The organism is Curtobacterium sp. UNCCL20, from assembly GCF_900101675.1.
In the GTDB taxonomy this organism is placed as follows: Bacteria; Actinomycetota; Actinomycetes; order Actinomycetales; family Microbacteriaceae; genus Curtobacterium.
This window is the reverse complement of the sequence record NZ_FNKG01000001.1, coordinates 1,335,307-1,357,067: the sequence shown is the minus strand read 5'-3', so window position 1 is coordinate 1,357,067 and position 21,761 is coordinate 1,335,307. Positions and strand designations below refer to the sequence as shown.

The following is a 21,761-nucleotide window of genomic DNA, read 5'->3' as shown; positions in this document are numbered from 1 at the left end:
CTCACACCGCCAGGTTCTCGCGGAGCGTCGCCCCGGGGTACCGCGGGGCGAGGGCGCCGCGACCGCGGAGCTCCGGGACGAGCAGTTCGCTGAGGTCGGCGAACCCGCTCGGCATCCCGAGCGGGCTGGAGAGCATGTAGCCGCCGCGGCCCCCGGTGCACGCGAAGTTCTCCTCGAGCGCATCGGCCACGTGCGCGGCGTCGCCGACGAGCATGTGGTCGAGGCCGGTCGCCGCACGCCAGCCGTGCTCGAAGAAGTCGTCGCGGTCCATCGTGTGGTCCTCGCCGAACTCCTGGACGAGGGTCCCGACGAGGCCCGCCGGGCTCGCGTGGGCGGCGACGATCGCGTCGCGGAGCTCGCCGAGCCGGAAGCGCTCGGGCAGGGTCGAGAAGTCGTACCCGGCGTTGTGCGAGATGAAGGTGCCGACGGCCTCGCGGTTCCAGAACGACAGCAGCGAGTCCCGCCGTGCGGCTGCCTCGGCGTCGGTCGCGCCGACGATCACCTGGGTGGCCCAGAGGATGCCGACCGCTGCCGGGTCCCGCCCGGCGTCGGTGAGTGCGGCGTCGAGGGCGTCACGGTGGCGCTGCTGCCCGGCGGTGCTCGCGCCGAACCCGAACACCAGGTCCGCGAACGAGGCGCTCGCGGCGATGCCCCGCGGGGAGTTGCCCGCCTGCACCACCACCGGGTGCACCTGCGGGCTCGGCACGCTCGCGAGCGGTCCGCGCACCGTGAAGAACCGGCCGTCGTGGTCGATCGGGTGCACCTTCGTCGGGTCGGCGAACCGGCCCGTCTCGCGATCGCGGACGATGGCGTCCGGGGCGACGGAGTCCCAGAGCGCACGGCACACGCCGATGAACTCCTCCATCCGCTCGTACCGCAGGTCGTGGTCGATCAGGTGGTCGGAGCCGTAGTTCGCGGCGTCCGCTCCACGCGACGAGGCGACGACGTTGAAGGCCATCCGACCGCCGGTGACGTGGTCGAGCGAGTTGAGCAGCCGGGCGACGGAGAACGGGTGCGTGAACGTCGACGAGTACGTCAGGCCGAAGCCGATGTGCTCGGTGACGGTCGACATCGCGGCGATCACCGGCGACATGTCCTGCCGCGGCCACTGGATGCCCCACTCCACGGCGGGGTCGATGGTGCCGCGCCAGGTGCTCGGGACGCCCGAGCCGTCGCCGAAGAACAGCATGTCGACGCCGGCGCGCTCGGCGGTGCGGGCGAGCTCCATGTACATCCGGACGTCGGGGAAGTCCTGCCCGACCCAGCTGCCGGGCGCGGCCCAGCGGCCCTCGGTGTGGGTGAAGGAGAGGTCGTAGGCGAGGTGCATGCCGCTCATCGGGCACCCACCGTCGCCGGAGCCCGCCAGAGCGCGACGGCCTGGTCGGCGTCGGTGACGACGCCGATGTTGAGGCCGATCATGGTGAGGGCAGCCTCGTGCACGTCGACGTCGTACGCGGCGGTCGCGTCCCGCGGGACGACGACGGGCCAACCGAGCTGCATCGCGTCCTGGGCGGTGGCGAAGACGCAGCACTCGCTCGTGAGTCCCACGACGCTGAGCCAGCCGATCCCGGCGGACGTGAGCCGCGCCTCCAGGTCCGTGTCGAGGAACCCGCTGTAGCCGCGCTTGACGACGCGGAGCTCACCGGGCGCCGGCGCCGTCCGGAACCACTCGGCGCCCTCGGTGCCGAGCACGCACGGTTCGTCGGCGGCCATCGGGCCGTCCGGGTCGCCGCCGCGCAACCAGGCGCTCGAGCGCCACGGCGCAGCCGGGTCGCTGCCGAGCTCGACCCAGACGACGGGGACGCCGGCGGTGCGTGCCTCGTCGACGAGGGTGGCGATCCGGGTGACCGCTTCGTCGACGGCGGCCGAGGCCCGGTCGTCGAGGCCGTACGGCGCGATGCGCGCGGGTTCGCCGAAGTCGCGCTGGACGTCCACCACGACGAGTGCCGGTGACCCGACGTCCCGCAGCCGGACGAGCCGCGGGTCGAGACCGGCGTCGTCGGCGCCGACACGCGCGCCGACCGGGCCGGCCGCGCTGACCGGGCCCGTCGCGCCGCTCATCGGAGCACCGCCGCGTCGTGCTGCCGCAGCGCGGGCAGGACCGTCTCGCCGAACAGCACCATGTCCTGGTCGTACTCGGGGAAGATCAGCATCAGGCCGTCGAGTTCGCCGCGGTCGACGATGTACTCGATGTGCTCGGTGACGGTGTCCGCGGCACCGGCGACGTAGGCGGTCTGGAACGCCGCCTCGCCGACCGCGTCGTCCGCCCACGCCCGCGCCTGCTCGGCCGGGACGCCCCAGGACGCGCGCATCGAGGCGAGGGCCTCGCGGTCGACGCCGACGCCCCACTCGCGGACCTTCCGCTGGGCCGCCGCGTCGGTCTCGTCCTGCACGACGGTGAGCATCGAGTAGGTCCGGCACTCGCGGCCCTCGGCCGCGGCCCGGTCGTGCACGTCGCGGGACAGGTCGCGCATCTCGTCGAGACTGTCCGCGGCCAGGAACGCCCCGTCGGCGTACTTCGCCTGGAACGCCCGGGCCGCCTCGGACTTGCCGGCGCTGATGATCGTCGGTCGGGTGACCGGGTGCGGGCGGGACTCGCACGCGTCGAGGTCGAAGTACGGCGTGTGCATGGTGACGCTGTCCTCGCTCCACAGCCGGGTCACGGCCTCGGTCCAGAGCTCCGTCATCCGGTACCGGTCCGCGTGGCTGAGGGCGGCGTCCCAGATGCCGAACTGCTCGAACTCGGCGGCGTAGGCACCGTTGACGATGTTCATCCCGGCTCGCCCGCCGGAGACGTCCTGCAGTGTCGTGTACATCTTCGCGGCGACCGCCGGGTTGTGGACGTTGGCGTGCATCGTCGCCCAGATCTTCACCCGCTCGGTGGCCTCGGCGATGCCGGCCATCATCGTCATCGACTCGAGGGACCGACCCCAGTGGTCGGTGCTGCCGCCGAAGCCGCGCCACTTCGCCATCGACATCACGAAGTCCAGACCGATCTCCTCGGCGTGGACCGCGGCGCGGCGGTTCCAGGCGTAGGTCGCCTCGGGGTGGGGGGCCGTCGTCGACAGCATCCAGCCGCCGTTCCCGATCGGCAGGAAGATGCCGTACTCCTTCGCGGGCATGGTGGCCTCGCCTCTCGTCGTCGTGGTTCGGTCGTCGGTCGGGGCTCCGGTCACGGCGCGGGCCAGACGAGCTTCCCGTCCTTGTGGATCGCGTCGACGTACTCGTTCGTGAACCACTTCGACGCGTCGTCGGCGGTCACCGAGTCCGTGACGATGTCGAACTGGTGCAGCATGTCGACGAGCTTCGTGACGTTGTCCGGGTCGATCCCGCCGAGCGGCTGGTCCGGCGTGGGGTTGTCCGCGATGACCTTCGTCTCGGTGGTCCAGATCTTCGCGTTCTGGGCGGTGTCGTAGGTCGCGCCGGACAGCTTCGCGGCGTACCCGACGCACTGCTTCGTCTTCGCCTCGCTCGAGGAGCAGAAGTCGTACGCGTGCAGGGCGGCGCGGAGCACGTCCTCGACCGCGGTCGGGTGGGCCTTCGCGAACGCGGGGTTCACGGCCATCGCGCCGATCGACGAGGGGATGTCGTAGTCGACGGGCTGCCAGACGGTCACGTCGTCTCCGGCGGCCTTCAGGAGGTTCGGTTCGTTCGACACGAAGCCGGTCAGTGCTTCGAGGCCGTTCTGCTTGCGGGGCAGGACCGAGGGGTCGTAGCCCTCCTTGACGAGCTTGAGCGAGTCCCAGTCGACGCCGGCCTTCACCATCATCGCCTCGACCGAGGCCGGCACGTATCCCTTGTGCCCGACGACCTGGCCGTCGAGCTGCTTGAGGTCGGTGATGTCCTTGTTCGTCATGAGGATGTCGAGACCCGCGTTCGAGTAGGACGAGATCCCGGTGATGTCGATGCCGTTCGCGCGGGCCTGGATGAGGTCCTGCTCGGCGACGGCGGAGACGGTGGCCTGGCCGCTGGCGAGCAGCTTCGTGTTCTGCGCGGTGTCGCCGGAGCCGGGCTTCAGCTGCACGTCGAGGCAGAGGTCCTTGAAGTACCCGAGCTGGTCGGCGGCGATGTACTCGAGGATCGAGGCGGACGACTGGTACTGGTAGCCGGACAGGTAGGTGATCTTCCCGGCGTCCTTGTTCTCCTTGCAGCGTTCGGATGAGATGGCGCTGCCGCCGGACGAGCTGGCGCTCGAGCCGGTGCTGCATCCGGTGAGCGCGACGGCCACGACGGCGGTGGCGAGGGCCGCGATCGCGGCCTTGGTGCGGTGCTGCATGGTCACTCCTGTGGGAAGGGATGGGTGGAGCAGGGCGGGTGCGGGGAGGGTGCGGGTGGCGGGCCTGGAGGCGCGGCGGAGGACGCGCGGGCAGGCTCGCGCCGTCGGGTGGTGCGGTCGGGGGCGCCGTGCCGACGGGGACGGCGGGTGGGACGGTTCAGTCGTTCGCGGTCCGGTGCCAGTGCAGGACGCGGCGCTCGACGAGGGTGATGAGGCCGAGGAGCACGACGCCCATCACGGCGAGGATGGCGATGGCGGCGTAGACCACGGCGAGCTGGTTCATCGTCGACGCGGTGCTGATCACGGTGCCGAGGCCGCCCGTCGACCCGGAGGCGGAGAGTTCGGCGACGACCGCGCCGATGATCGACAGCGGGAACACGATCCGGAGCGCGGCGAACACGAACGGCAGCGCGTTCGGGATGCGCAGGTGCACGAGCATCTCGAGGCGGGACGCGTCGATCGTCCGGTACACCTGCAGCACCGGCTGGGGCACGGACCGGAGCCCGGCCGCGGTGTTGATGAGGATCGGGAAGAAGCAGATGAGCGCCGTGATGACGAGCTTCGGCAGCGGTCCGAACCCGAACGCCACCACGAGGGCCGGAGCGATCGCGACGAGCGGGGTCACGTTGAGGACGATCGCGATCGGCATCACCGCCCGGCGGACGATCGGCAGCTCGCTCGTCAGCACCGCCAGCACGAACGCGGCGAGGAACCCGATGCCGAGGCCGACGAGGGACTCGACGAGGGTGATCCCGGCGTTCTGCAGGTAGTAGGGCAGCTGCGTCGCGAGGGTCTCCCCCACCGCGGACAGCGGCGGGAGCAGGTACGGCATCGTGGTCGCCCCGACCTGCCAGAGCACGGCGAGGACGGCGAGCATGACGACGAGGGGCAGCCAGACGGCGGGGCGGATCCAGCCCGGCACCGATCGTCGGGCGGCGCGGCGGTCGGCCTCGGCGGTGATCGACGCCGCGGTGGCGGTGGACCCGGTGGTGGTGGCGCTCATGGTGTCGTCTCCCTCAGGCCGCGTCCGTCGTCCGCCACGCGCTGTGCAGGCGCGTCCGGACGAGGTCCTCGTACTCGTGGAAGCGCCGTTCCTCGAACAGGCGCTGGTTGCGGGGTCGGGGCAGGTCGATGTCGATGACGTCGACGATCCGGCCGGGCCGCGGAGCCATCACGATGACGGTGTCCGACATCCGGACGGCTTCGGAGACCGAGTGCGTGACGAAGAGGACCGTGGTGCGCAGTTCGTCCCAGAGGTCGAGCAGCTGGTCCTGCAGGCTCTCGCGGGTGAACTCGTCGAGCGCCGAGAAGGGCTCGTCCATGAGCAGCACGTCGGGTCGCAGGCCGAACGCCCGGACGATCGCCGCGCGCTGCTGCATCCCGCCCGAGAGCTGCGCGGGCAGCTTGTCCATCGCGTCGCCGAGCCCCGCCATCCGGAGCAGCTCCCGCATGTCCGGGCCGGTGCCGGTGCCGCGCTCCTCGAGGTCGTCGATCACCGCACGACGTCGGCCGGCGCCCGGGTTCACCCGTCGGGCGAGCGAGACGTTCTGCAGCACGGTGAGCCAGGGCAGCAGCGCCGGGGTCTGCGGCACCAGGCCGATGAGCTTCGCCGCGCAGGCCTCCGCGGGGCTGACGCCGTGCACGCGGACGTCGCCGCGGTCAGCGGGTTCGAGGCCGGCGACGAGCCGGAGCAGCGTCGACTTGCCGCAGCCGCTCGGGCCGATGAGCGACACGAACCGTCCCGGCTCGATGGTCAGCTCGACGTCGTCGAGCGCGACCATGGCACCGGGGCCGCTGCCGTACACCTTGCGCACCGCGTCCAACCGGACCGCTGATGTGGTCATCCGTTCCTCCATAGCGTCGCCGAGCGCGGATGCTCGGTCTCGTATGGCGGAGAGCGTGCGTCGCGAGCTCGGGTTCGTCTGCGACGCGGAGGTCCGCTGCTGGTGTCGAGGCTAGGGGGCGCGTGTTACGGCGTCCGACCACATGTGTTGCGAACGTGTGAACGTGTGCGCGACGGCCGCCCGGCGACCGGCACAGCGGGTGCGCCCGCGAGTCAGCGCGGCGACGGGCGGGCGGCGTCCCCGTCCCACACGAGCACCTCGACGCCGAGGTCGGCGGCGGCCACCGCGACCCACCCGGCGAGCGCGCGAGCCGCTGGTTCCGCCACGACGAGGACGGGCCGGGGCTCGCCGGGGATGCTCTGCCGGAGCCACAGCAGCTTGAACAGGTCGGCCATCACCTTGTTGCGCCACGCGGGCTTGTACGCGCCCTGGTTCGCGACGAGCTGCACGACGACGCGGTCCTCGGCGTCGATGCCCTCGACCTCGACCCGGGCGCGGTCGAGCACGACCGTCCGGGGACGGAGGACGAGTCCGAGCGCCGTACCGGTGTGCTCGAGCATGCGGCGTTCGACGGAGTCGGGCGCGAAGCGGCCCCACTCGGGACGCGCGACGGGGACCTCGGTCATCCCGGAAGTGTAAGCGGTCAGATCTCGACGTCGCTGCCCATGGTCACGGTCCGCTGCGCCGGCAGTCCGAACCGTGCCGCGGGGTCGGCGGCGTTGTGCGCCAGCCCCACGAACAGCTTCTTCCGCCACGAGACCATGCCGCGGTTGCCCGGCATCGGTCGGAGCGCCCCGCGTGAGATGAAGTACGACGCGCGCTCCATCTCGTCCGGGTCGATGTCGAGCACCTCGGCGAGGCAGGCCGCGTGCAGGGCCCGCGGGAGGTCCTGGTCGTCGGAGAAGCCGAACTTCACCGTGATGTGGTCGATGCCGTCGTCCTCGTAGCCGAGGTCGTCACGGTGGAAGGCCTTCGCGTGCGGGACGTGCGGGACGTTCGCGGTGAGGACGGACACGATGATCACGGTCCGGTGCAGCACGTGGTTGTGCTCGACGTTGGCCCGGAGCGCCAGCGGGGTGGTCTCCTTGTTCGGGTGCGGGAAGATCGCGACCCCGGGCACCCTGGGGATGTGGTGTTCGTTGACGTGCTCGATGAACTCGGCGAGGGATCCCTCGCGTTCCTTCCGCTCGTCCTGCACGATGGCGCGACCCCGGCGCCAGGTCGTCATCACCGTGATCACCGCCAGCGCGATGAGCAGCGGGACCCACCCGCCGTGCAGGATCTTCGACAGGTTGCCGGCGAGGAACGTCAGCTCGAGGCCGCCGAAGACGACGGCCGCGACGACGAGCTTCCAGGTCTTCCACTGCCAGAGCGGTCGCACGACCAGCAGCAGCAGGAGCGTGTCGACGACCAGCGCGCCGGTGACCGACACCCCGTACGCGGTGGCGAGGTTCGCCGACGACCGGAACGCCAGCATGATCGCGAGCACGCCGATGAACAGCAGCAGGTTCACCGCCGGCAGGTAGATCTGCCCGCTCTCGCGGCGGGAGGTCTGCCGGATCGTCAGCGGCGGCAGCAGCCCGAGCTGGACGGCCTGCCGGGTGAGCGAGAACGCCCCCGAGATGACGGCCTGGCTCGCGATGACGGTCGCCATCGTCGCGAGCACGACCACGGGGATCTGCAGCGCGTTCGGGAAGAGCAGGAAGAACGGGTCCTTCGCCGCCGCCGGGTCCCGCAGCACGAGGGAGGCCTGCCCGAGGTAGTTGAGCACGAGCGCCGGGAACACCACGAAGAACCAGGCGCGGAGGATCGCCGGCCGGCCGAAGTGCCCCATGTCCGCGTAGAGCGCCTCGGCACCCGTGATGACGAGCACGACGGCGCCCATCGCGACGAACGTGATGTACGGGTGGGCGAAGGTGAACGCGATCGCCCAGGTCGGTGACAGCCCCTGCAGGACGCCCGGGTGCGCGATGATGTGCGGGACACCGGCTGCCGCGATGACCACGAACCACAGCAGCATGACGGGCCCGAACAGGTTGCCGACCTTGCCGGTGCCGAAGCGCTGCGCGAGGAACAGCACGACGAGGATCACCGCGGCGATCGGCACGATCAGGTGCTCGACGGACGGCGCGGCGGTCTCGAGCCCCTCGACCGCCGACAGCACCGACACCGCGGGCGTGATCACCGAGTCGCCGTAGAAGAGCGAGACGCCGACGATCCCGATCACCAGGAAGATCGTCGCACCGCCGCGACGCTTCGCGTAGAGCCGGCGGGCCAGCGCGGCGAGCGCCATCACCCCGCCCTCGCCGTCGTTGTCCGCGCGCATCAGGACGAGGACGTACTTGATCGACACGATGATGGTGATGCTCCAGAACATCATCGAGATGACGCCGTAGACGTCCTCCTGGTTGGCCTTCACCAGACCGTCGTCGATCGTGAACACGGTGCGGAGGGCGTAGAGGGGGCTCGTGCCGATGTCGCCGAACACCACGCCGAGTGCGGCGAGCGCGAGCACGGCTAGGCCCTTTCCCGGGCCGTGCCCGCCGTCGTCGGCGGCGTCCGTCGTCGGGGTCTCTGAGCGGGTCTCGGTCACGCTCGTCACTTCCGTCTCCGGCCGTCGGGGCGACGGCCGTCGCTCATCCTCGCACCGCGGGCGCGGTGCCGCTCGCAGGTGGCGCACAACGAGCGCGTGGCGGCTGGGCGGGTGCGCTCGCGGTGGGCCGTGTGGACTGCGGGCCTGGAGGCGCGTGGCGGCCCCGCCCCGCGCCTCCAGGCCGCCGCCACTCGCGCGATCAGGCGTGCTGGCGGGCGAGCTCGTCGGCGACGAACGCGGCGAGCGCGTCCGCGCCGGGGTGGTCGTCGGCGGTGACCGTGACGACGGTGTCGCCGTCGAACAGCAGCATCTGGCCGTACGCACCGTGCAGTCGCCAGAGTCGGCCGGGTCCGCCCCAGCCTGCCATCGCGTACCGGTCGTACCCGGCGTCCGCGCCCTGCCGGACCACCCAGTCCGTGTGCATCGCGTCGCACCACCGCGACGCGACCACGCGCTGCCCGCCGAACGCGCCGCCGTCGCGGACGAGCCGTCCGATGCGGGCGAGCTCCTCGGTGCGGAGTGCCAGTCCCTCGCCGCCGGCGACGTGTCCGTTCGGGCAGCGCTGCCAGTCGACGTCCCCGATCCCGAGGGGCGCGAACAGCCGACGTGCGACGAAGGACCCGACGTCGCCGACGCGGGTCTCGAGGACGCGCATCGCGGTGTAGGTGCTGACGTTCGCGTACTGGAAGACGCGCCCGCGCGACGGCCGTCCGAGGAACTCGACCGCCAGGTCGGGCCAGTCGGTGAGCTCGGTGGCCGACCACGGCATGTCGATGCCGCTCGTCATCGTGAGGAGGTGCCGGAGGGTGACGTGTTCGACGCCCTGGCCGGTTCGGACGCCGGGGAAGGCCGCGGCGATCGGTTCGTCGACGTCGACCAGTCCGTCGTCGGCGGCGATCGCCACGGCCAGGACGCTGACACCCTTGGCGACGGAGTGGACCTCGCGGCGGACGTCCGGGGTCCAGTGGTGCTCGGCGACGTCGTCACCGTGCAGGACGTGGATGCCGTGGGCGCGGAACCCGGTGTCGGCGACGTGGCGCACGATGGCGTCACGGATGGTCGTCGCGCTGCTCACGACCCCATCTTCTCGCGGGTGTCAGTCCACGGGGGAACGTGACGACGGTCGAGCGTCTCACCGGACGTCGACGAGGTGATGGCCGCGATCGAGGCCCAGGTGCGCGTGCTGCTGCGCTGACGGCCAGCCGGTGCGGGCTACCGTCCTGAGCGTGTCCGACCCCTCAGCCCCTCGTCCCGACCCCACGCGCGTCGGCGACCAGCCTGCGCTCCGCACGGCGTCCGGGGCGAACTGGCTCGTGTGGGGCGCCGTCACCGCGGTCGTGGTGGCCGCGGTGATGGTCCTCATGGCGAACCGGCAGCCCGCGGTGGGGTGGCCCGCGCTCGGGCTCGTCGTCGCCGTCTACCTCGTGATGGTCGCGGTGCGGTTCGCCGTCCGGTCGCGCCGGGCGCGGCTGGTCACCCTGGCGGTGCTCGACCTCGGCATCGTGGTGGTGGGTCTCGTCGCCGTGCTCGTGGTGCTGTTCACGGCCTGAGCCGCGATCTGCGTCGACCGGCCGCGGCCTCGGCGGTCAGTCGTTCCGCGACACCCAGTCGATGAGCACGTGACCCGGTGCGCCGGTGTTCCCGATCTGGAACGTGTAGCGGTGCGCCGTCGTGGGCACGTTCGTCGTGATGGTCCCGAGCAGCCGGCCGTCGACGAAGTAGCTGACGGACTTCCCCGGCTTCCAGTCGATCGTGTACGTGTGCCACCCGCGCCAGGTGACCTCGCTGTCGATCCCCTGCGCCGAGCCCTCGTGCCCGGGGATCATCGAGTGGTGGTAGACGACCGGGTGCGACTCGAAGTTGCCCTCGGGGAAGTTGATCTCCCCTTCCGAGCGGACGTTCGACGTCGGCCAGAGCATGATCGCGGCGCCGTTGCCCACGCCGCCGACCACCCGGGCGCGGATGCTGTACGTGCCACCGACGTGCGCCCACGCACTGTCCGGCGGCCCGAAGACGCCGGCCGCGCCGTGTTCGCCGTCCATCGCGACGTCCATCACGCCGTCGTGGGCGCTGATCAGCTCGTCGGAGAAGTACTTCCCGCTGGTGCCCTCCGCGTACGGCTGCCAGGCGTTCGCGTAGGTGCTCCGGAACTGCCCGCCCGCGGCCGCCGGGGTGTCGAAGTCCTCGAAGAACGTGGCGTTCCGGTCCGGCCCGGGATCGACGCTCGGCGTCGCGGTCGGCCGCGGGACGCCGGCTGCGGCGAAGTCCCTGCCGGAGCTCGGGGCGCTCGTGATGGTCAGGACGACCCCGGCGGTCGCTGCGGTGACGAGCACGACCCCGAGCGCGCGACGGAGTACTCGAGCCGGAGTCCATCGGTGACTGCGGTCGGTTCGGTCGTGGTGCTGCTGCATGACGTGCGCTCCTGTGCTTCTGCAACGAGCGTCGCCGAAGCCGACCACGAGCGCACCGGTGCGGCAGCCCGAAAGCGGCCAACCGCAACACGCTGCGGGCAACCGTCACCGGGCGCGGGAACCCGCAGACGCGCAACGGAGCAGGTCACGGACCCGTCTCAGCGGACCGCGACGTCGTCGATGGCGATCGACACGATGAGCGGCTCCGGCAGGGCGTGCCCCTCGCCGTCCCGGACGAAGATCTTGCGGTCCGTCGCCAGGAGCAGCCCGTCGAACCAGCGCTGCCCGGTCATGTACTCCACGCTCGGCGAGGCGCCCGCGATGTCCACCTCGTAGTCCCGTCGCCGGAGCACGCCGTCCGCATCCGCGTAGAGCGTCTGCGTCGGCGTGTGCGTCGCGATCGTGTCCGGGTACGTGACGCGTAGCCGGTCCCATGTCTCCCCGCTGGGCTCGGTCCAGGGGCCGGCCTCCTCGACCTGCACGCCGGGCAGGGTGAACGAGAAGGGTTCGGTGTTGTAGGTCCACATCGCGTACCCCGTGAAGTAGGCCAGCTGCAGCCGGTTCCAGGGGGTCTCCAGCACGTGGCCCGCGAAGGACGCCCGCGGGTCGGCGAGCTCCTCGACGACCTCGTCACCGTGCGGTGTCGACCGGACGACCGCGACGTGGTCCCCGGTGAACTCGGTGCGGAGGTCGTCGGCACCGAAGTGCTCGAGCGAGGCGCGCTGCCGGTGGAGGTCCACCGTGAAGCGGCCCTCCTCGGCGATGCCGGGAACCTGCTTGAGGCCCCAGAACGCACCACCGAAGTGCCGGGTGGCGGAGATGGTGGACGCCTCCGCCCAGCGGCTGCCGCCGTGGGCGTCGAGGATCCGGTCGAGGAGGGTCGTGGTGGTGGTCATGGTTGCTCCGGTGCTCAGGCGGCGGTCGCCGCGGTCAGGAACTGCTCGACGAGCGCTGCTGCTTCGCCGGGGTACTGGAAGATCGACGCGTGCGCGGCGTCGGGGAACACGTGCAGGCGCGCGTCCGGGATGAGACCCGCGAGCGTGTGGCTGCCAGGGGTGCGGATCATCAGGTCGTCGTCCCCCTGCAGCACCAGCGTCGGCTGCCGGATCGCGGTCAGCCGCTCGAGCTTCGTGGTGTCCGGCACACCCCAGGCGAGCACCGCGTCGTACTGCGCGTCGCGCACCGCCGGGGTCGTGGGCGTGTCACGGTCCTCGGTCCGCGTGCCGAGCCGCTGCAGGAACTCCACGCCGAGCGCCCTGCTGGTGTCGGTGTGCGCGAAGAAGATGTACAGCAGGTTCTCCGCGGTCGGGACGTCGTGCCGCGACTCGCGCTCGATGTCCTCCCGCCAGCCGTGCATGGTCGGGGCCCCGGCGGGACCGGTCCCGGCGAGCACCAGTGCCCGGACGGCCCAGGGCCGCAGCAGCGCCAGGTCCTGGGCCACGAAGCCGCCGAGCGAGAAGCCGAAGACGTCGAACCGGCGGATGCCGAGCGCATCCGTGCAGGCGAACAGGTCGGTGGCCATCTGCGCGACGGTCGACGGCACGGTCCCCGTCGAGGCGCCCACCCCGGCGTTGTCGACCAGGATGACCTCGCGGTGCGCGGCGAGCGGGTCGATCAGCGCGGGGTCCCAGCTGTCCAGGTTGCCGCGGAAGTGCATGAGGAAGACGAGCGGGACGCCGTCGGTGCTGCTGCCGAAGCGGCGGTAGGCGTAGCTGACCCCGTTCGCCGCGGTGACGGTGCGGGTCGGGGCGGTGGCCGTCGTGGCCGCCGTGGTCGGTGCCGTGGTGCTCATGGGTGCCTCCCTGGTGCTCGGCCGTGGTCGGCAGCGAGCGGTGTCCCGTCGGGCCGGGTGGCCGGCGGTGGTGTCGACGGTAGGAGCGACGGTCTCGGGCAGCGTGCTCCCGTCAGGGACATGGTCCCGGCGGGGACGCCCTCGGCGGTCAGTCGGTCCTGCCGGAGCGCGTCGCCCGCACCGCCGCCTCCTCGATGTCGAGGATCGTGAGGACGGCGCGCACGGCGGTCTCGGGGAACCGGCCCTCCCCGCGGGCGCGGAGGACGGCTCGTCGCTCCTCGGCGATCGCCAGCATCCGCAGCGCGGCGTAGGCGGCCGCGCGCTCGGAACGCACCCCGTCGTCGCCGACGAGCGTCTCCCCGAGGAGCGCCGAGTCCACCCGGACCCGTTCCACGACCCGGTCGTCGTACGCGTCGTCGTCGAGCCCGTCGACGAACTGCAGGCTCTCGGCGCGGGCCTCGGCGAGGAGGAGCTGCGTCTCCATGCGCTCCTGGTCGAGGTCCGGCGCGGGCAGGGCCACGCGGCGGATCACCCACGGCAGCGCCAGCCCGATGAGCAGCGTCGCGAGCACCACGACGAACGCGAGGAACTGCAGGAACGCGCGGTGCGGGGTCTGTTCGGGCAGCAGGAACACCGCGGCCAGGGTGACGACGCCGCGGACGCCGGCGATCGTGATGGGCAGGTTGATCCGCCACTGCCAGCTGCGGCGGCGCATCCGCGCGGGTCCCCAGCGGTAGACGGCGGTGACGGCGAAGCTCCAGGCGAGCCGCGCCCCGACCAGCACCACGACGACCACGGCGATCACGACGAGCGCACGGCCGACCCCGATCCCGGAGGAGAGCGCGCCGCGCAGGATCGCCGGCAGGCTCAGTCCGATGAGCAGGAAGACCGCGTTCTCGAGCAGGAACTGGATCGTCCGCCAGTTGAGCGACTCGGCCAGACGCGCCTCGGCGGACTGGAGGACGGGCGCCCGGAACCCGAGGAACAGGCCGGCGACGACCACCGCGAGTGGCCCGGACGCACCGATGGCGTGCGCGAGGAGGAACGCGACGTAGGGCGTCACGAGGGACAGGCTCGTGTCCAGCACGGCGACCGGCAGACGTCGACGCACCGCTCCCATCACGAAGGCGACGAGGAGCCCGACACCGGCGCCGCCGACGACCGCGAGCACGAACTCGCCGACCGCGCGCCCCGGGTCGAAGGTCGCGACGATCGCGACCACCGCCGTGTTCAGGGCGACGAGCGCGGTCGCGTCGTTGAGGAGGCTCTCCCCGTCGAGGATCGACGCGAGCAGCCGCGGGAGCGGAGCCCGCCGGGTGACCGCGGCGACCGCGACCGCGTCGGTCGGTGCGACGACGGCCCCGAACGCGAGCGCTGCCGCGAGGGTGAGCGTCGGGACGACCGCCCAGGTCGCGAGCCCGACGACGACCGTCGTGAACGCGACGAGCCCGACGGACAGGAGCAGGAGCGGCTCGCGTCGGGCCCGGACGTCGGCGAGGGAGGTCTGCAGGGCCGCCGCGAACAGCAGGGGCGGGAGGAGGACCGACAGCACGAAGTCCGGCTCGACGTCCACCCGGGGCACCCCGGGCACGTACGAGACGGCGACGCCGATCAGGACGAGCGCGAGCGGGGCCGACCACCCGACCCGGCGGGCCGCGGCGCTCACGGCGACGGTCACGACGAGGAAGGCGACGAGCCAGGCGAGCGTCTCGTCCACGCTCATCGGGTCCACCGTCCGGGGCTGTGGGTGTCCATGCGGTGACGGTAGGGCGGCGGTGTCCGCGCGCGCGTGTCCCTCCTCGGGGCAGGCAGCGCCGTCCGTTCCCGCCAGCGGTCCCCGTCCACGTGGCCCGGCTGGGTGGTCCCGACGGGGACACGCCTGGCGGTCCGGACGCTCGTAGCGTCGCCACCGCCGGCGACCCCCGGCGCCCACCACGACGCAAGGAGCCCCGCATGCCCACGTTCACCACGCCCGACGGCATCGAGATGTACTACACCGAGCAGGGCGAGGGACAGCCCATCGTGTTCGCGCACGGCTGGCCGCTCAGCTCGGACGCGTGGCAGCCGGAGCTGAAGTTCTTCAGCGACAACGGCTTCCGGACGATCGCCCACGACCGACGGGGGCACGGCCGCTCCGAGAAGACCGCCGTGGGCCACACGATCGACCAGTACGCCAGGGACCTCGCCGCCCTCATCGAGCACCTCGACCTTCACGACGTGGTCGTCATGGGCCACTCGACCGGTGGCGGCGAAGTGGTCCGGTACGCGGCGCAGTACGCGGGCGGCCGAGTCGCGAAGGTGGTCACCGCCGGTGCGATCCCGCCGATCATGGTCAAGAACGACGCGAACCCGGAGGGCACCCCGATCGAGGCGTTCGACGGCATCCGCGCCGGTGTCCTCGAGGACGCTTCGCAGTTCTGGCTGGACCTGTCCGAGTCGTTCTTCGGCGCGAACCACGGTCGCGACGTCTCCTACGGGGCCAAGCTCGACTTCTGGCGCCAGGGCCAGCTGGTCAACCTCTCGGCCGCGTACGACTGCGTCAAGGCGTTCTCGGAGACTGACCAGACCGAGGACCTCCGGGCGCTCACCGTCCCGATCCTCATCGCCCACGGCGAGGACGACCAGATCGTCCCGATCGACGACGCCGCACGCAAGGCGATCGAGCTCGTCGCCGATGGCACCCTGAAGACCTACCCGGGCGCCCCGCACGGCATCCACGGCGACTACCGGAAGGTCCTCCAGCAGGACGTCCTCGCCTGGGTCCGGGGCTGACGTCCCCGCCCACGGACGGGAGGCGCGGTGCGGGCCCGCACCGCGCCTCCCGTCCGTCCGCTCGCCGGACCACCCGGCCAGCGAGCCGGAATGTTCAACCACCTATGGCGGTTACGTCACCACCTGTCCGAGGAGGCCAGCGATGAACACCACGACCACGCCGCGACCGCGGCTCCCCCTCAACACGTTCGGCATCGCGTTCGGCACCGCCGGCCTCGCCGGCACCTGGACCGCTGCGGCCTCCCTGCTGGGCGCGCCGACGGCCGTCGGCGAGACGCTCTGGGCCGCGGCGACCGTGGCGTGGGTGGTGACGATCATCCGGTACCTGCGCCGTCCCGGCGGCGCCCCAGCGATCGCGACGGACCTCCGGCACCCCGTCCTCGGGCCCTTCGCCGCCCTGGTGCCCGCCGTGGGGTCGCTCCTCGCAGCGCACCTCGCCACCTGGGCACCCGTGGCCGGCGCCGTCGGCGTCTGGATCATGCTCGTCCTCACCACGGCCTTCGGCGCCTGGTTCCTGACGGACCTCCTCACCACGCCCCGCGACCCCGGCACGCTGCACGGCGGCTACCTGCTCCCCACCGTCGCGTCGTCGCTGCTCAGTGCACAGGCACTCGCGGTCATCGGCCACGCGACGCTCGCGTTCGGGTACTTCGCGGCCGGCATCCTGTTCTGGCTGCTCATCGGCGCGGTGCTCGTCGCGCGGTTCGCGACCGGCCCGGCCGTCCCGGCGGCACTGCTGCCGACCCTCGCCATCCTGTCGGCGCCGCCGGCGGTCGCCGGCAACGCCTGGTGGACGATGACGGGAGGCGCGCCCTCCGTCGTCGACACCGCCCTCGCGGGCACGATGGTCGCCTTCCTGCTCCCCCATGCCTTCCTCGTCCGGCGGTACGTCACCAGCGGGTTCGCGATCGGGTTCTGGGCGATGACGTTCACGACCGCGGCGAGCGCCACCTTCGGCGTGCGGCTGCTCGCGACGGCGGAGCTCGGTGCCCTCGGGACCGCTCTGGCCTGGGTGGTCGTCGGCGTCGCGTCGGTGATCGTCGGCAGCATCGCGATCCGGTCCCTCGGGCTCCTGCGCCGGGCGGAGGACGCCGCGCCCCGGCGCGCCTCCGTCACCTTCCGACGGCTCGCCCTGATCGGCGTCGTCGTCGCCTCCGTCGCCGTGGCCTTCGGTGCCGGTGCCGGCAGCCCGCTGTTCGTCGTCTACCAGCGGGCGTGGGGCTTCCCGGACTGGCAGCTGACGACCGCGTTCACCGTCTACGCGGTCACCCTGCTCGGGACCCTGCTGGTCGCGGGACGGCTGTCCGACCACGTCGGTCGGCGTCCGGTGCTGCTCGGCGCACTCGTCCTCATGCTGGTCGCCGGTGCCCTGTTCCTGCGCGCCGACTCGGTCGGGTGGGTGATCGCGGCGCGCGCCGTCCAGGGCATCGCCACCGGTGCGGCGACCAGCACCTTCACGGCCGCCATCATCGAGCTCGCCAGCGACCGACACCGCCGCACGATGACGGTGCTGACGAGTGCCGCCCCGGTCGGTGGGTTGGCGCTCGGCGCCTTCGGCGGGGGCCTCGCCGCGCAGTTCGCGCCGGACCCGACGGCGGCCGTGTTCCTGACACTCGGGGTCGTCCTGCTCGTCGGGGTCGCGGCGGTCCTCGCGGCCGACGAGACCGCTGATCGCCACCGTGGTGCGCTCGCGTCGCTCCGTCCAGCGGTGTCGGTGCCGGAGCGCTCCCGTGCCTGGTTCGTGGTCCTCGCGCCGCTGACCGCCGCGGGGTGGATGTTCTCCGGGCTGTTCCTCGGACTCGGACCGCGACTCGACGACGGCGTCTTCGGACTCGACGGCGGGACCGCGAGCGCGGCGGTCGTCGCACTCCAGCCCGCAGCTGCGGCCGTCGCCGGGATGCTGTTCGCCCGGGTCGCCGACCGGCTCGGGACAGCGGTCGGCGCCGTCCTCCTGCTCGTCGGCGCCGTCGGCGCGGGGACCGCGGTGCTGACGGCGGACCTGCCGCTCCTGGTCGTGGCCGCCGTCGTCGGCGGTGCCGGGCAGGGTGCCGCGTTCGGCTCGTCCCTGCGGGTCCTCGGCCCGCTGGCGGACAACGCCACCCGCGGCGGCCTCTTCGCCGCCGTGTACCTCGTCGCCTACGCGGCGTACGGCATCCCGGTCCTGGTGGCCGGATTCTTCACCGACGTCGTCGGGCTGGCCGAGGTGGGTGCGTCGTACGCCGCGCTCGTGGCCCTCGCCGCCGCGGTCGCGCTCGCCGGTCTCGCGGCGCGCGCTCGGCACGAACGTCGTGCCGTCCAGGTCGCCTGACCAGCCCCCACCATGCACACCACCGAGAAGAGGACGACCATGACCGACACCACCGCAGGACCCCGCACGGCCGAGGGCGCCGGGACCTTCGCGATCGGCGGGGACCTCCCCGTCGCGCGCCTGGGCTTCGGCTCGATGCAGCTCCCCGGGCGCAACGCCTTCGGGCCGTCCCGTGATCCCGAGGGGGCCCGCGCGGTCCTCCGCCGGGCCGTCGAACTCGGCGTCACGCTCATCGACACCGCCGACGCGTACGGCCCCGAGGTCGCCGAACAGCTGATCGGCGAAGCGCTCGCCCCGTACCGACCCGACGTCGTGGTCGCGACGAAGGGCGGGTTCGTCCGGGGGCGCCGTGGCGAGTGGATCGTGGACGGCCGGCCGGAGCACCTGCGCGCGGCGGTCCAGGGCAGCCTCCGGCGGCTCCGGCTCGAGCGGATCGACCTCTACCAGCTGCACCGCATCGACCACCGGGTGCCGCTCGACGAGCAGGTCGGCGCCCTCGCGGCGATGCGTGCGGAGGGACTCATCCGCCACGTCGGGCTGAGCGAGGTCGGGGTGGACGAGCTCCGGGCCGCGCAGCGGATCGTCCCGATCGCGACCGTGCAGAACCGCTACAACCTGGTGGAGCGCGCGTCGGAGGACCTCGTCCGCGTGACCGCCGAGCTCGGCACCGGGTTCATCCCGTGGTTCCCGCTCGCCACCGGTGGCCTGACGCAGGCAGGCGGTGCGCTCGGCGCGATCGCCGACCGCGCCGGGGCCACGCCGTCGCAGGTCGCCCTGGCGTGGCTCCTGCAGCACTCCCCGAACGTGCTCCCGATCCCCGGGACGTCGAGTGTGCCGCACCTCGAGGAGAACGTCGCGGCCGGGACCGTGCACCTGTCCCCGGCGGACGTGGCGCTGCTCGACGGCGCGGCCTGACCCGTCCGCGCACTGCTGCCCGCTCGCACCGCGAGCGGGCAGCAGTGCGTCGCGGGCACCCCGTGACGGAACCGTGTTCCCGTCAGTGCGGCAGGGAGTCGGCGAGCGCCGCCAGCCGTTCTGACGACACCCGGTCCGCGCCGTGCCACAGCAGGAGTGTGTCGCCGTCGGGCCCCGGGACCCCGAACCGGTGGTACGAGAGCACGAGGTGGCCGACGGCGGGGTGTGCAAAGCCGACGGATCCGTTCGGCTCGGCGTCGCCCGGCCCGGCCCACAGGCGGGCGAAGGCATCGCTCCGCGCGGCGAGTTCACCGACGAGCTCGACGTAGCCGCGGTCCTCGTGGTGCTCGTCCAGTGAGCGGCGGAGCTCGGCTGCGAGTCGGGCGCCGAGCTCCGCCGTGCCTGGCGGTGCGGGCGTCGGTTCTGCGCGCGTCGGACCGACGGCCGTCGGGTCTGCGCGCGTCGGACCTGCGGCCGTCGGTTCCGCGCGCGTCGGCTCTGTCGCGCTCGGCCACGGGGGCGGCGTTCGGTCGTCCGCCGAGTCGCTCGTGGGTCCGTCTCCGGCTCGGAGGAACGCCGCGCGGGCCAGGTTGGTCCCGGGACGGAACGTCGGGTGGACGGCTCGTGCCAGGTCGTTGGCGATCCGGACGGTCAGGTGCCGGTCGTAGACCACCGCGGGCACGGTCCGCCACGGCAGGACGAGCCGGCGGAGGAGTACCCGCCGGTGGTCGGCACCGTCCGTCGCGCTCACGGTGTGACCGCGCGAGGGCGGAGACCACCGAGGACGGGGAGCACGGACGAGCCCACGACCAGCACGGTGCAGAACGCCCCGGTCGACAGCAGCACCGCGACTGGGAGCTCGGGGCGCGTCGCCGGGTGCGCACAGACGAGGACCGCCCACTCCGCCCCGACGGTGACGAGCACGGTCGCGGCGGCGACGAGGGTGCCGGTCAGACCGAGGATGAGTCCCTCGAACGCGGCGACACCCACCTGGAACCCGGGCGACGCCCCCGCTGCCCGCAGCTGCGCCCCCTCGCGCACCCGGTCTCGAGCCGCCATCGCAGCGGTGGCGGCGGCACCGATCGCGGCGAGCAGCACCGGCCCGCTGAGGATGAGGACGGTCGCACCCGCACCGCCGCCGGTGGACACCGCCGAACCGATCGCGGAAGCGGCGGTCCGTTGCCCGCCGACGAGCGCACTCGGGAGCCCGACGGCGACGAGGAGAGCGGCGAGCGTGGTGTCGCTCCGCGCCGCCGACCACCGGACCGTCGCCCGTGCCACGCCGAACGCGACCGACGCCGACGTCGGCACCACCGCGGTCCACGCCCGCACTGCCGGGGCACCGATCGACCGGCCGAGGACGGCGACCGCGGCCACCAGGACGGGCCCGATCAGGAGCGCCGGAGCAGCCCCGTCGGGCACCGAGCCCGGCAGGCCCACGAGCATGCTCGTCGCGAGTGCCCCGAGGGACACCGCGACCACGGCACGCAGCCCCCGGGAGCCGGGGGCAGGGGGCGTGCTCCGGAGCACGACGAGCGGCGGCGTCGCCGCGGCACGTCGGCTGCCGGACACGGCGGCACCCACCGCCACGACCACCGTCACGGCGACGACGGCCAGCACCTCCCACCGTGACGCTCCGACCTGGACGTCCCCGAGTCCGCTGGCACCTGCGAGCGAGGCCGTGACGAGGGGCGGGACGGCCACGACGGAGACGGCCGCGCCCGCCGCCGTCCCGACGAGGGCGACGAGTGTCGTCTGGAGGAGGACGGTCCAGCGCACCCCGCGCGGCGTGACGCCCACGAGCTGCCAGAGCGCGTACGTCCGCCCGAGGAGTCCAGCGGTGAGCCGGACCACCGCGGACACCACGACGAGGACCGCGATGATCCCGAACGCTGCCGTCGTCCCGGCGATGGACAGGAGCGCGAGTCCGCGGACACCCGTCGTCCGGAGGCCGCCGACCACGAGCACTCCGGGGACCGACGCGGCGACGGCGCTCACCGCGCAGACCACGAACAGCCCGGACCACACCCGCCACGACGACCGCAGGTCCGCCACGGCCAGGCGCCAGACGATCACGGCCGCACCGCCGCGTGCTCGACCGCCGCGAACAGGGCGTCGACCCCCGGCCGCTCCAGCTCCGCGTGGACCGTGCCGTCGCGGAGGACGACCGCACGGTCGGCGCGGGCAGCGGCGGCGAGGTCGTGCGTCACCAGCACCACGGCGCGGCCCCCGGTCGCCGTCTCGCGCAGCAGGTCGAGGACCCTCGCGCCGGCGACGGTGTCCAGCGCGCCGGTGGGTTCGTCGGCGAAGACGACGTCCGGGCGGCTGACGAGCGTCCGGGCGATCGCCACCCGCTGCTGCTGTCCGCCGGAGAGCGACCCGGGACGACGGTCCGCGACGTCGAGCAGTCCGACCGCGTCGAGCGCCGCGTCCACCGTCCGACGATCGGCGGTGCGACGCGCCAGCCGTGCGGGCAACGCCACGTTCTCACGCGCGGTGAGCGCCGGCAGCAGGTTGTACGCCTGGAAGACGAAGCCGACGCGACCACGTCGGAACCGCGCCGACCGCTGGCGCGAGAGTCCACCGAGGTCGACACCCTCGAGCTCCACGGTCCCGCCGAGCGGGGTCTCGAGTCCGGACAGGCACGCGAGGAGCGTCGACTTCCCCGAGCCGCTCGGGCCGACCACCGCGAGCAACTCGCCGCGACGGACGTCGAGGGAGACCCCGCGGAGGACCGGCACGGACGCGCCGGCGACACCGGGGTAGGCGTGCTCGACGGCTCGGGCACGCACGATGGGCTGGTCGGACGGTTCTGGGGGCACCGTCGGAGACTAGGGACCCGCAGCGCCC

Annotated in this window: 20 protein-coding genes; 4 read left to right on the top strand and 16 right to left on the bottom strand. The window is 72.9% G+C overall.

The features are described from left to right. Nucleotide 1 precedes the first annotated feature (1 nt). The 9 genes from BLT36_RS06715 to BLT36_RS06675 all read right to left on the bottom strand — a co-directional run bounded on the left by BLT36_RS06715 (nt 2) and on the right by BLT36_RS06675 (nt 9,788). Entirely contained in the window at nt 2–1,336 is a 1,335-nt protein-coding gene (locus BLT36_RS06715; protein WP_092093177.1) for an NtaA/DmoA family FMN-dependent monooxygenase, read from the bottom strand. Then, the gene (locus BLT36_RS06710) at nt 1,333–2,061 is read right to left on the bottom strand and encodes a cysteine hydrolase family protein (protein ID WP_092093174.1); all 729 of its coding nucleotides are present in this window, start codon (nt 2,059–2,061) and stop codon (nt 1,333–1,335) included. The genes BLT36_RS06715 and BLT36_RS06710 overlap by 4 nt, the downstream gene beginning before the upstream one ends. Then, nucleotides 2,058–3,122 (bottom strand): LLM class flavin-dependent oxidoreductase, encoded by a 1,065-nt coding sequence (locus tag BLT36_RS06705; RefSeq protein ID WP_092094415.1) that lies wholly within the window; start codon nt 3,120–3,122, stop codon nt 2,058–2,060. Before BLT36_RS06705 ends, BLT36_RS06710 begins: the two co-directional genes overlap by 4 nt. 50 nt (nt 3,123–3,172) lie before the next feature. After that, a complete protein-coding gene (locus BLT36_RS06700) occupies nt 3,173–4,276 on the bottom strand; it encodes an ABC transporter substrate-binding protein (protein WP_092093172.1) in 1,104 nt (367 codons plus the stop codon). A gap of 157 nt (nt 4,277–4,433) precedes the next feature. Further along, complete coding sequence (locus BLT36_RS06695) at nt 4,434–5,279, bottom strand: ABC transporter permease (protein ID WP_092093169.1); 846 nt, start codon at nt 5,277–5,279, stop codon at nt 4,434–4,436. Nucleotides 5,280–5,292: 13 nt separating this feature from the next. Then, a complete protein-coding gene (locus BLT36_RS06690) occupies nt 5,293–6,120 on the bottom strand; it encodes an ABC transporter ATP-binding protein (protein ID WP_092094413.1) in 828 nt (275 codons plus the stop codon). Between the two features lie 212 nt (nt 6,121–6,332). Further along, the gene (locus tag BLT36_RS06685) at nt 6,333–6,746 is read right to left on the bottom strand and encodes a hypothetical protein (protein ID WP_092093167.1); all 414 of its coding nucleotides are present in this window, start codon (nt 6,744–6,746) and stop codon (nt 6,333–6,335) included. A gap of 17 nt (nt 6,747–6,763) precedes the next feature. Then, complete coding sequence (locus BLT36_RS06680; RefSeq protein ID WP_217638268.1) at nt 6,764–8,713, bottom strand: potassium transporter Kup; 1,950 nt, start codon at nt 8,711–8,713, stop codon at nt 6,764–6,766. 199 nt (nt 8,714–8,912) lie between these two features. Then, on the bottom strand, nt 8,913–9,788 hold the full coding sequence (locus BLT36_RS06675; protein WP_092093164.1) for a serine hydrolase domain-containing protein: 876 nt from the start codon (nt 9,786–9,788) through the stop codon (nt 8,913–8,915). Between the two features lie 151 nt (nt 9,789–9,939). On the opposite strand from BLT36_RS06675, the gene BLT36_RS06670 reads away from it, so the two are divergent. Further along, the gene (locus tag BLT36_RS06670) at nt 9,940–10,263 is read left to right on the top strand and encodes a hypothetical protein (protein WP_092093162.1); all 324 of its coding nucleotides are present in this window, start codon (nt 9,940–9,942) and stop codon (nt 10,261–10,263) included. 36 nt (nt 10,264–10,299) lie between these two features. Here the strand turns inward: BLT36_RS06670 and BLT36_RS06665 are convergent, their stop codons facing one another. The 4 genes from BLT36_RS06665 to BLT36_RS06650 all read right to left on the bottom strand — a co-directional run bounded on the left by BLT36_RS06665 (nt 10,300) and on the right by BLT36_RS06650 (nt 14,639). Further along, nucleotides 10,300–11,124: a glycoside hydrolase family 16 protein gene (locus BLT36_RS06665; RefSeq protein WP_092093159.1), complete on the bottom strand. Its 825-nt coding sequence runs from the start codon at nt 11,122–11,124 to the stop codon at nt 10,300–10,302. A 158-nt stretch (nt 11,125–11,282) separates the two neighbouring features. Further along, complete coding sequence (locus BLT36_RS06660; protein ID WP_092093156.1) at nt 11,283–12,020, bottom strand: hypothetical protein; 738 nt, start codon at nt 12,018–12,020, stop codon at nt 11,283–11,285. A 14-nt stretch (nt 12,021–12,034) separates the two neighbouring features. Then, nucleotides 12,035–12,916, bottom strand: a complete 882-nt coding sequence (locus BLT36_RS06655) for an alpha/beta fold hydrolase (protein ID WP_092093155.1) — start codon at nt 12,914–12,916, stop codon at nt 12,035–12,037. 148 nt (nt 12,917–13,064) lie between these two features. Next, nucleotides 13,065–14,639, bottom strand: a complete 1,575-nt coding sequence (locus BLT36_RS06650) for a cation:proton antiporter (RefSeq protein WP_092094409.1) — start codon at nt 14,637–14,639, stop codon at nt 13,065–13,067. A 230-nt stretch (nt 14,640–14,869) separates the two neighbouring features. Between BLT36_RS06650 and BLT36_RS06645 the strand changes: the two genes are divergently transcribed. The 3 genes from BLT36_RS06645 to BLT36_RS06635 all read left to right on the top strand — a co-directional run bounded on the left by BLT36_RS06645 (nt 14,870) and on the right by BLT36_RS06635 (nt 18,911). Continuing rightward, nucleotides 14,870–15,688, top strand: coding sequence for an alpha/beta fold hydrolase (locus BLT36_RS06645; protein ID WP_092093152.1), 819 nt, complete (start codon nt 14,870–14,872; stop codon nt 15,686–15,688). Between the two features lie 142 nt (nt 15,689–15,830). Continuing rightward, on the top strand, nt 15,831–17,996 hold the full coding sequence (locus BLT36_RS18890; protein ID WP_217638267.1) for an MFS transporter: 2,166 nt from the start codon (nt 15,831–15,833) through the stop codon (nt 17,994–17,996). 39 nt (nt 17,997–18,035) lie between these two features. After that, nucleotides 18,036–18,911, top strand: coding sequence for an aldo/keto reductase (locus BLT36_RS06635; RefSeq protein WP_092094405.1), 876 nt, complete (start codon nt 18,036–18,038; stop codon nt 18,909–18,911). An 82-nt stretch (nt 18,912–18,993) separates the two neighbouring features. Here BLT36_RS06635 and BLT36_RS06630 read toward each other — a convergent pair whose 3' ends face one another. From BLT36_RS06630 to BLT36_RS06620, 3 genes are read right to left on the bottom strand one after another with little or no spacing between them, the layout of a single operon-like run. Beyond that, the gene (locus BLT36_RS06630) at nt 18,994–19,662 is read right to left on the bottom strand and encodes an MmyB family transcriptional regulator (RefSeq protein WP_092093150.1); all 669 of its coding nucleotides are present in this window, start codon (nt 19,660–19,662) and stop codon (nt 18,994–18,996) included. After that, on the bottom strand, nt 19,659–20,987 hold the full coding sequence (locus tag BLT36_RS06625; protein ID WP_092093147.1) for a hypothetical protein: 1,329 nt from the start codon (nt 20,985–20,987) through the stop codon (nt 19,659–19,661). The genes BLT36_RS06630 and BLT36_RS06625 overlap by 4 nt, the downstream gene beginning before the upstream one ends. Further along, entirely contained in the window at nt 20,984–21,733 is a 750-nt protein-coding gene (locus BLT36_RS06620; RefSeq protein WP_217638266.1) for an ABC transporter ATP-binding protein, read from the bottom strand. The genes BLT36_RS06625 and BLT36_RS06620 overlap by 4 nt, the downstream gene beginning before the upstream one ends. Nucleotides 21,734–21,761 lie beyond the last annotated feature (28 nt).

Coding starts and splice junctions, on each gene's coding strand:
- BLT36_RS06715 (WP_092093177.1), bottom strand. CDS start 1,336: ATGAGCGGCATGCACCTCGCCTACGACCTCTCCTTCACCCACACCGAG.
- BLT36_RS06710 (WP_092093174.1), bottom strand. CDS start 2,061: ATGAGCGGCGCGACGGGCCCGGTCAGCGCGGCCGGCCCGGTCGGCGCG.
- BLT36_RS06705 (WP_092094415.1), bottom strand. CDS start 3,122: ATGCCCGCGAAGGAGTACGGCATCTTCCTGCCGATCGGGAACGGCGGC.
- BLT36_RS06700 (WP_092093172.1), bottom strand. CDS start 4,276: ATGCAGCACCGCACCAAGGCCGCGATCGCGGCCCTCGCCACCGCCGTC.
- BLT36_RS06695 (WP_092093169.1), bottom strand. CDS start 5,279: ATGAGCGCCACCACCACCGGGTCCACCGCCACCGCGGCGTCGATCACC.
- BLT36_RS06690 (WP_092094413.1), bottom strand. CDS start 6,120: ATGACCACATCAGCGGTCCGGTTGGACGCGGTGCGCAAGGTGTACGGC.
- BLT36_RS06685 (WP_092093167.1), bottom strand. CDS start 6,746: ATGACCGAGGTCCCCGTCGCGCGTCCCGAGTGGGGCCGCTTCGCGCCC.
- BLT36_RS06665 (WP_092093159.1), bottom strand. CDS start 11,124: ATGCAGCAGCACCACGACCGAACCGACCGCAGTCACCGATGGACTCCG.
- BLT36_RS06660 (WP_092093156.1), bottom strand. CDS start 12,020: ATGACCACCACCACGACCCTCCTCGACCGGATCCTCGACGCCCACGGC.
- BLT36_RS06655 (WP_092093155.1), bottom strand. CDS start 12,916: ATGAGCACCACGGCACCGACCACGGCGGCCACGACGGCCACCGCCCCG.
- BLT36_RS06650 (WP_092094409.1), bottom strand. CDS start 14,639: ATGAGCGTGGACGAGACGCTCGCCTGGCTCGTCGCCTTCCTCGTCGTG.
- BLT36_RS06645 (WP_092093152.1), top strand. CDS start 14,870: ATGCCCACGTTCACCACGCCCGACGGCATCGAGATGTACTACACCGAG.
- BLT36_RS18890 (WP_217638267.1), top strand. CDS start 15,831: ATGAACACCACGACCACGCCGCGACCGCGGCTCCCCCTCAACACGTTC.
- BLT36_RS06635 (WP_092094405.1), top strand. CDS start 18,036: ATGACCGACACCACCGCAGGACCCCGCACGGCCGAGGGCGCCGGGACC.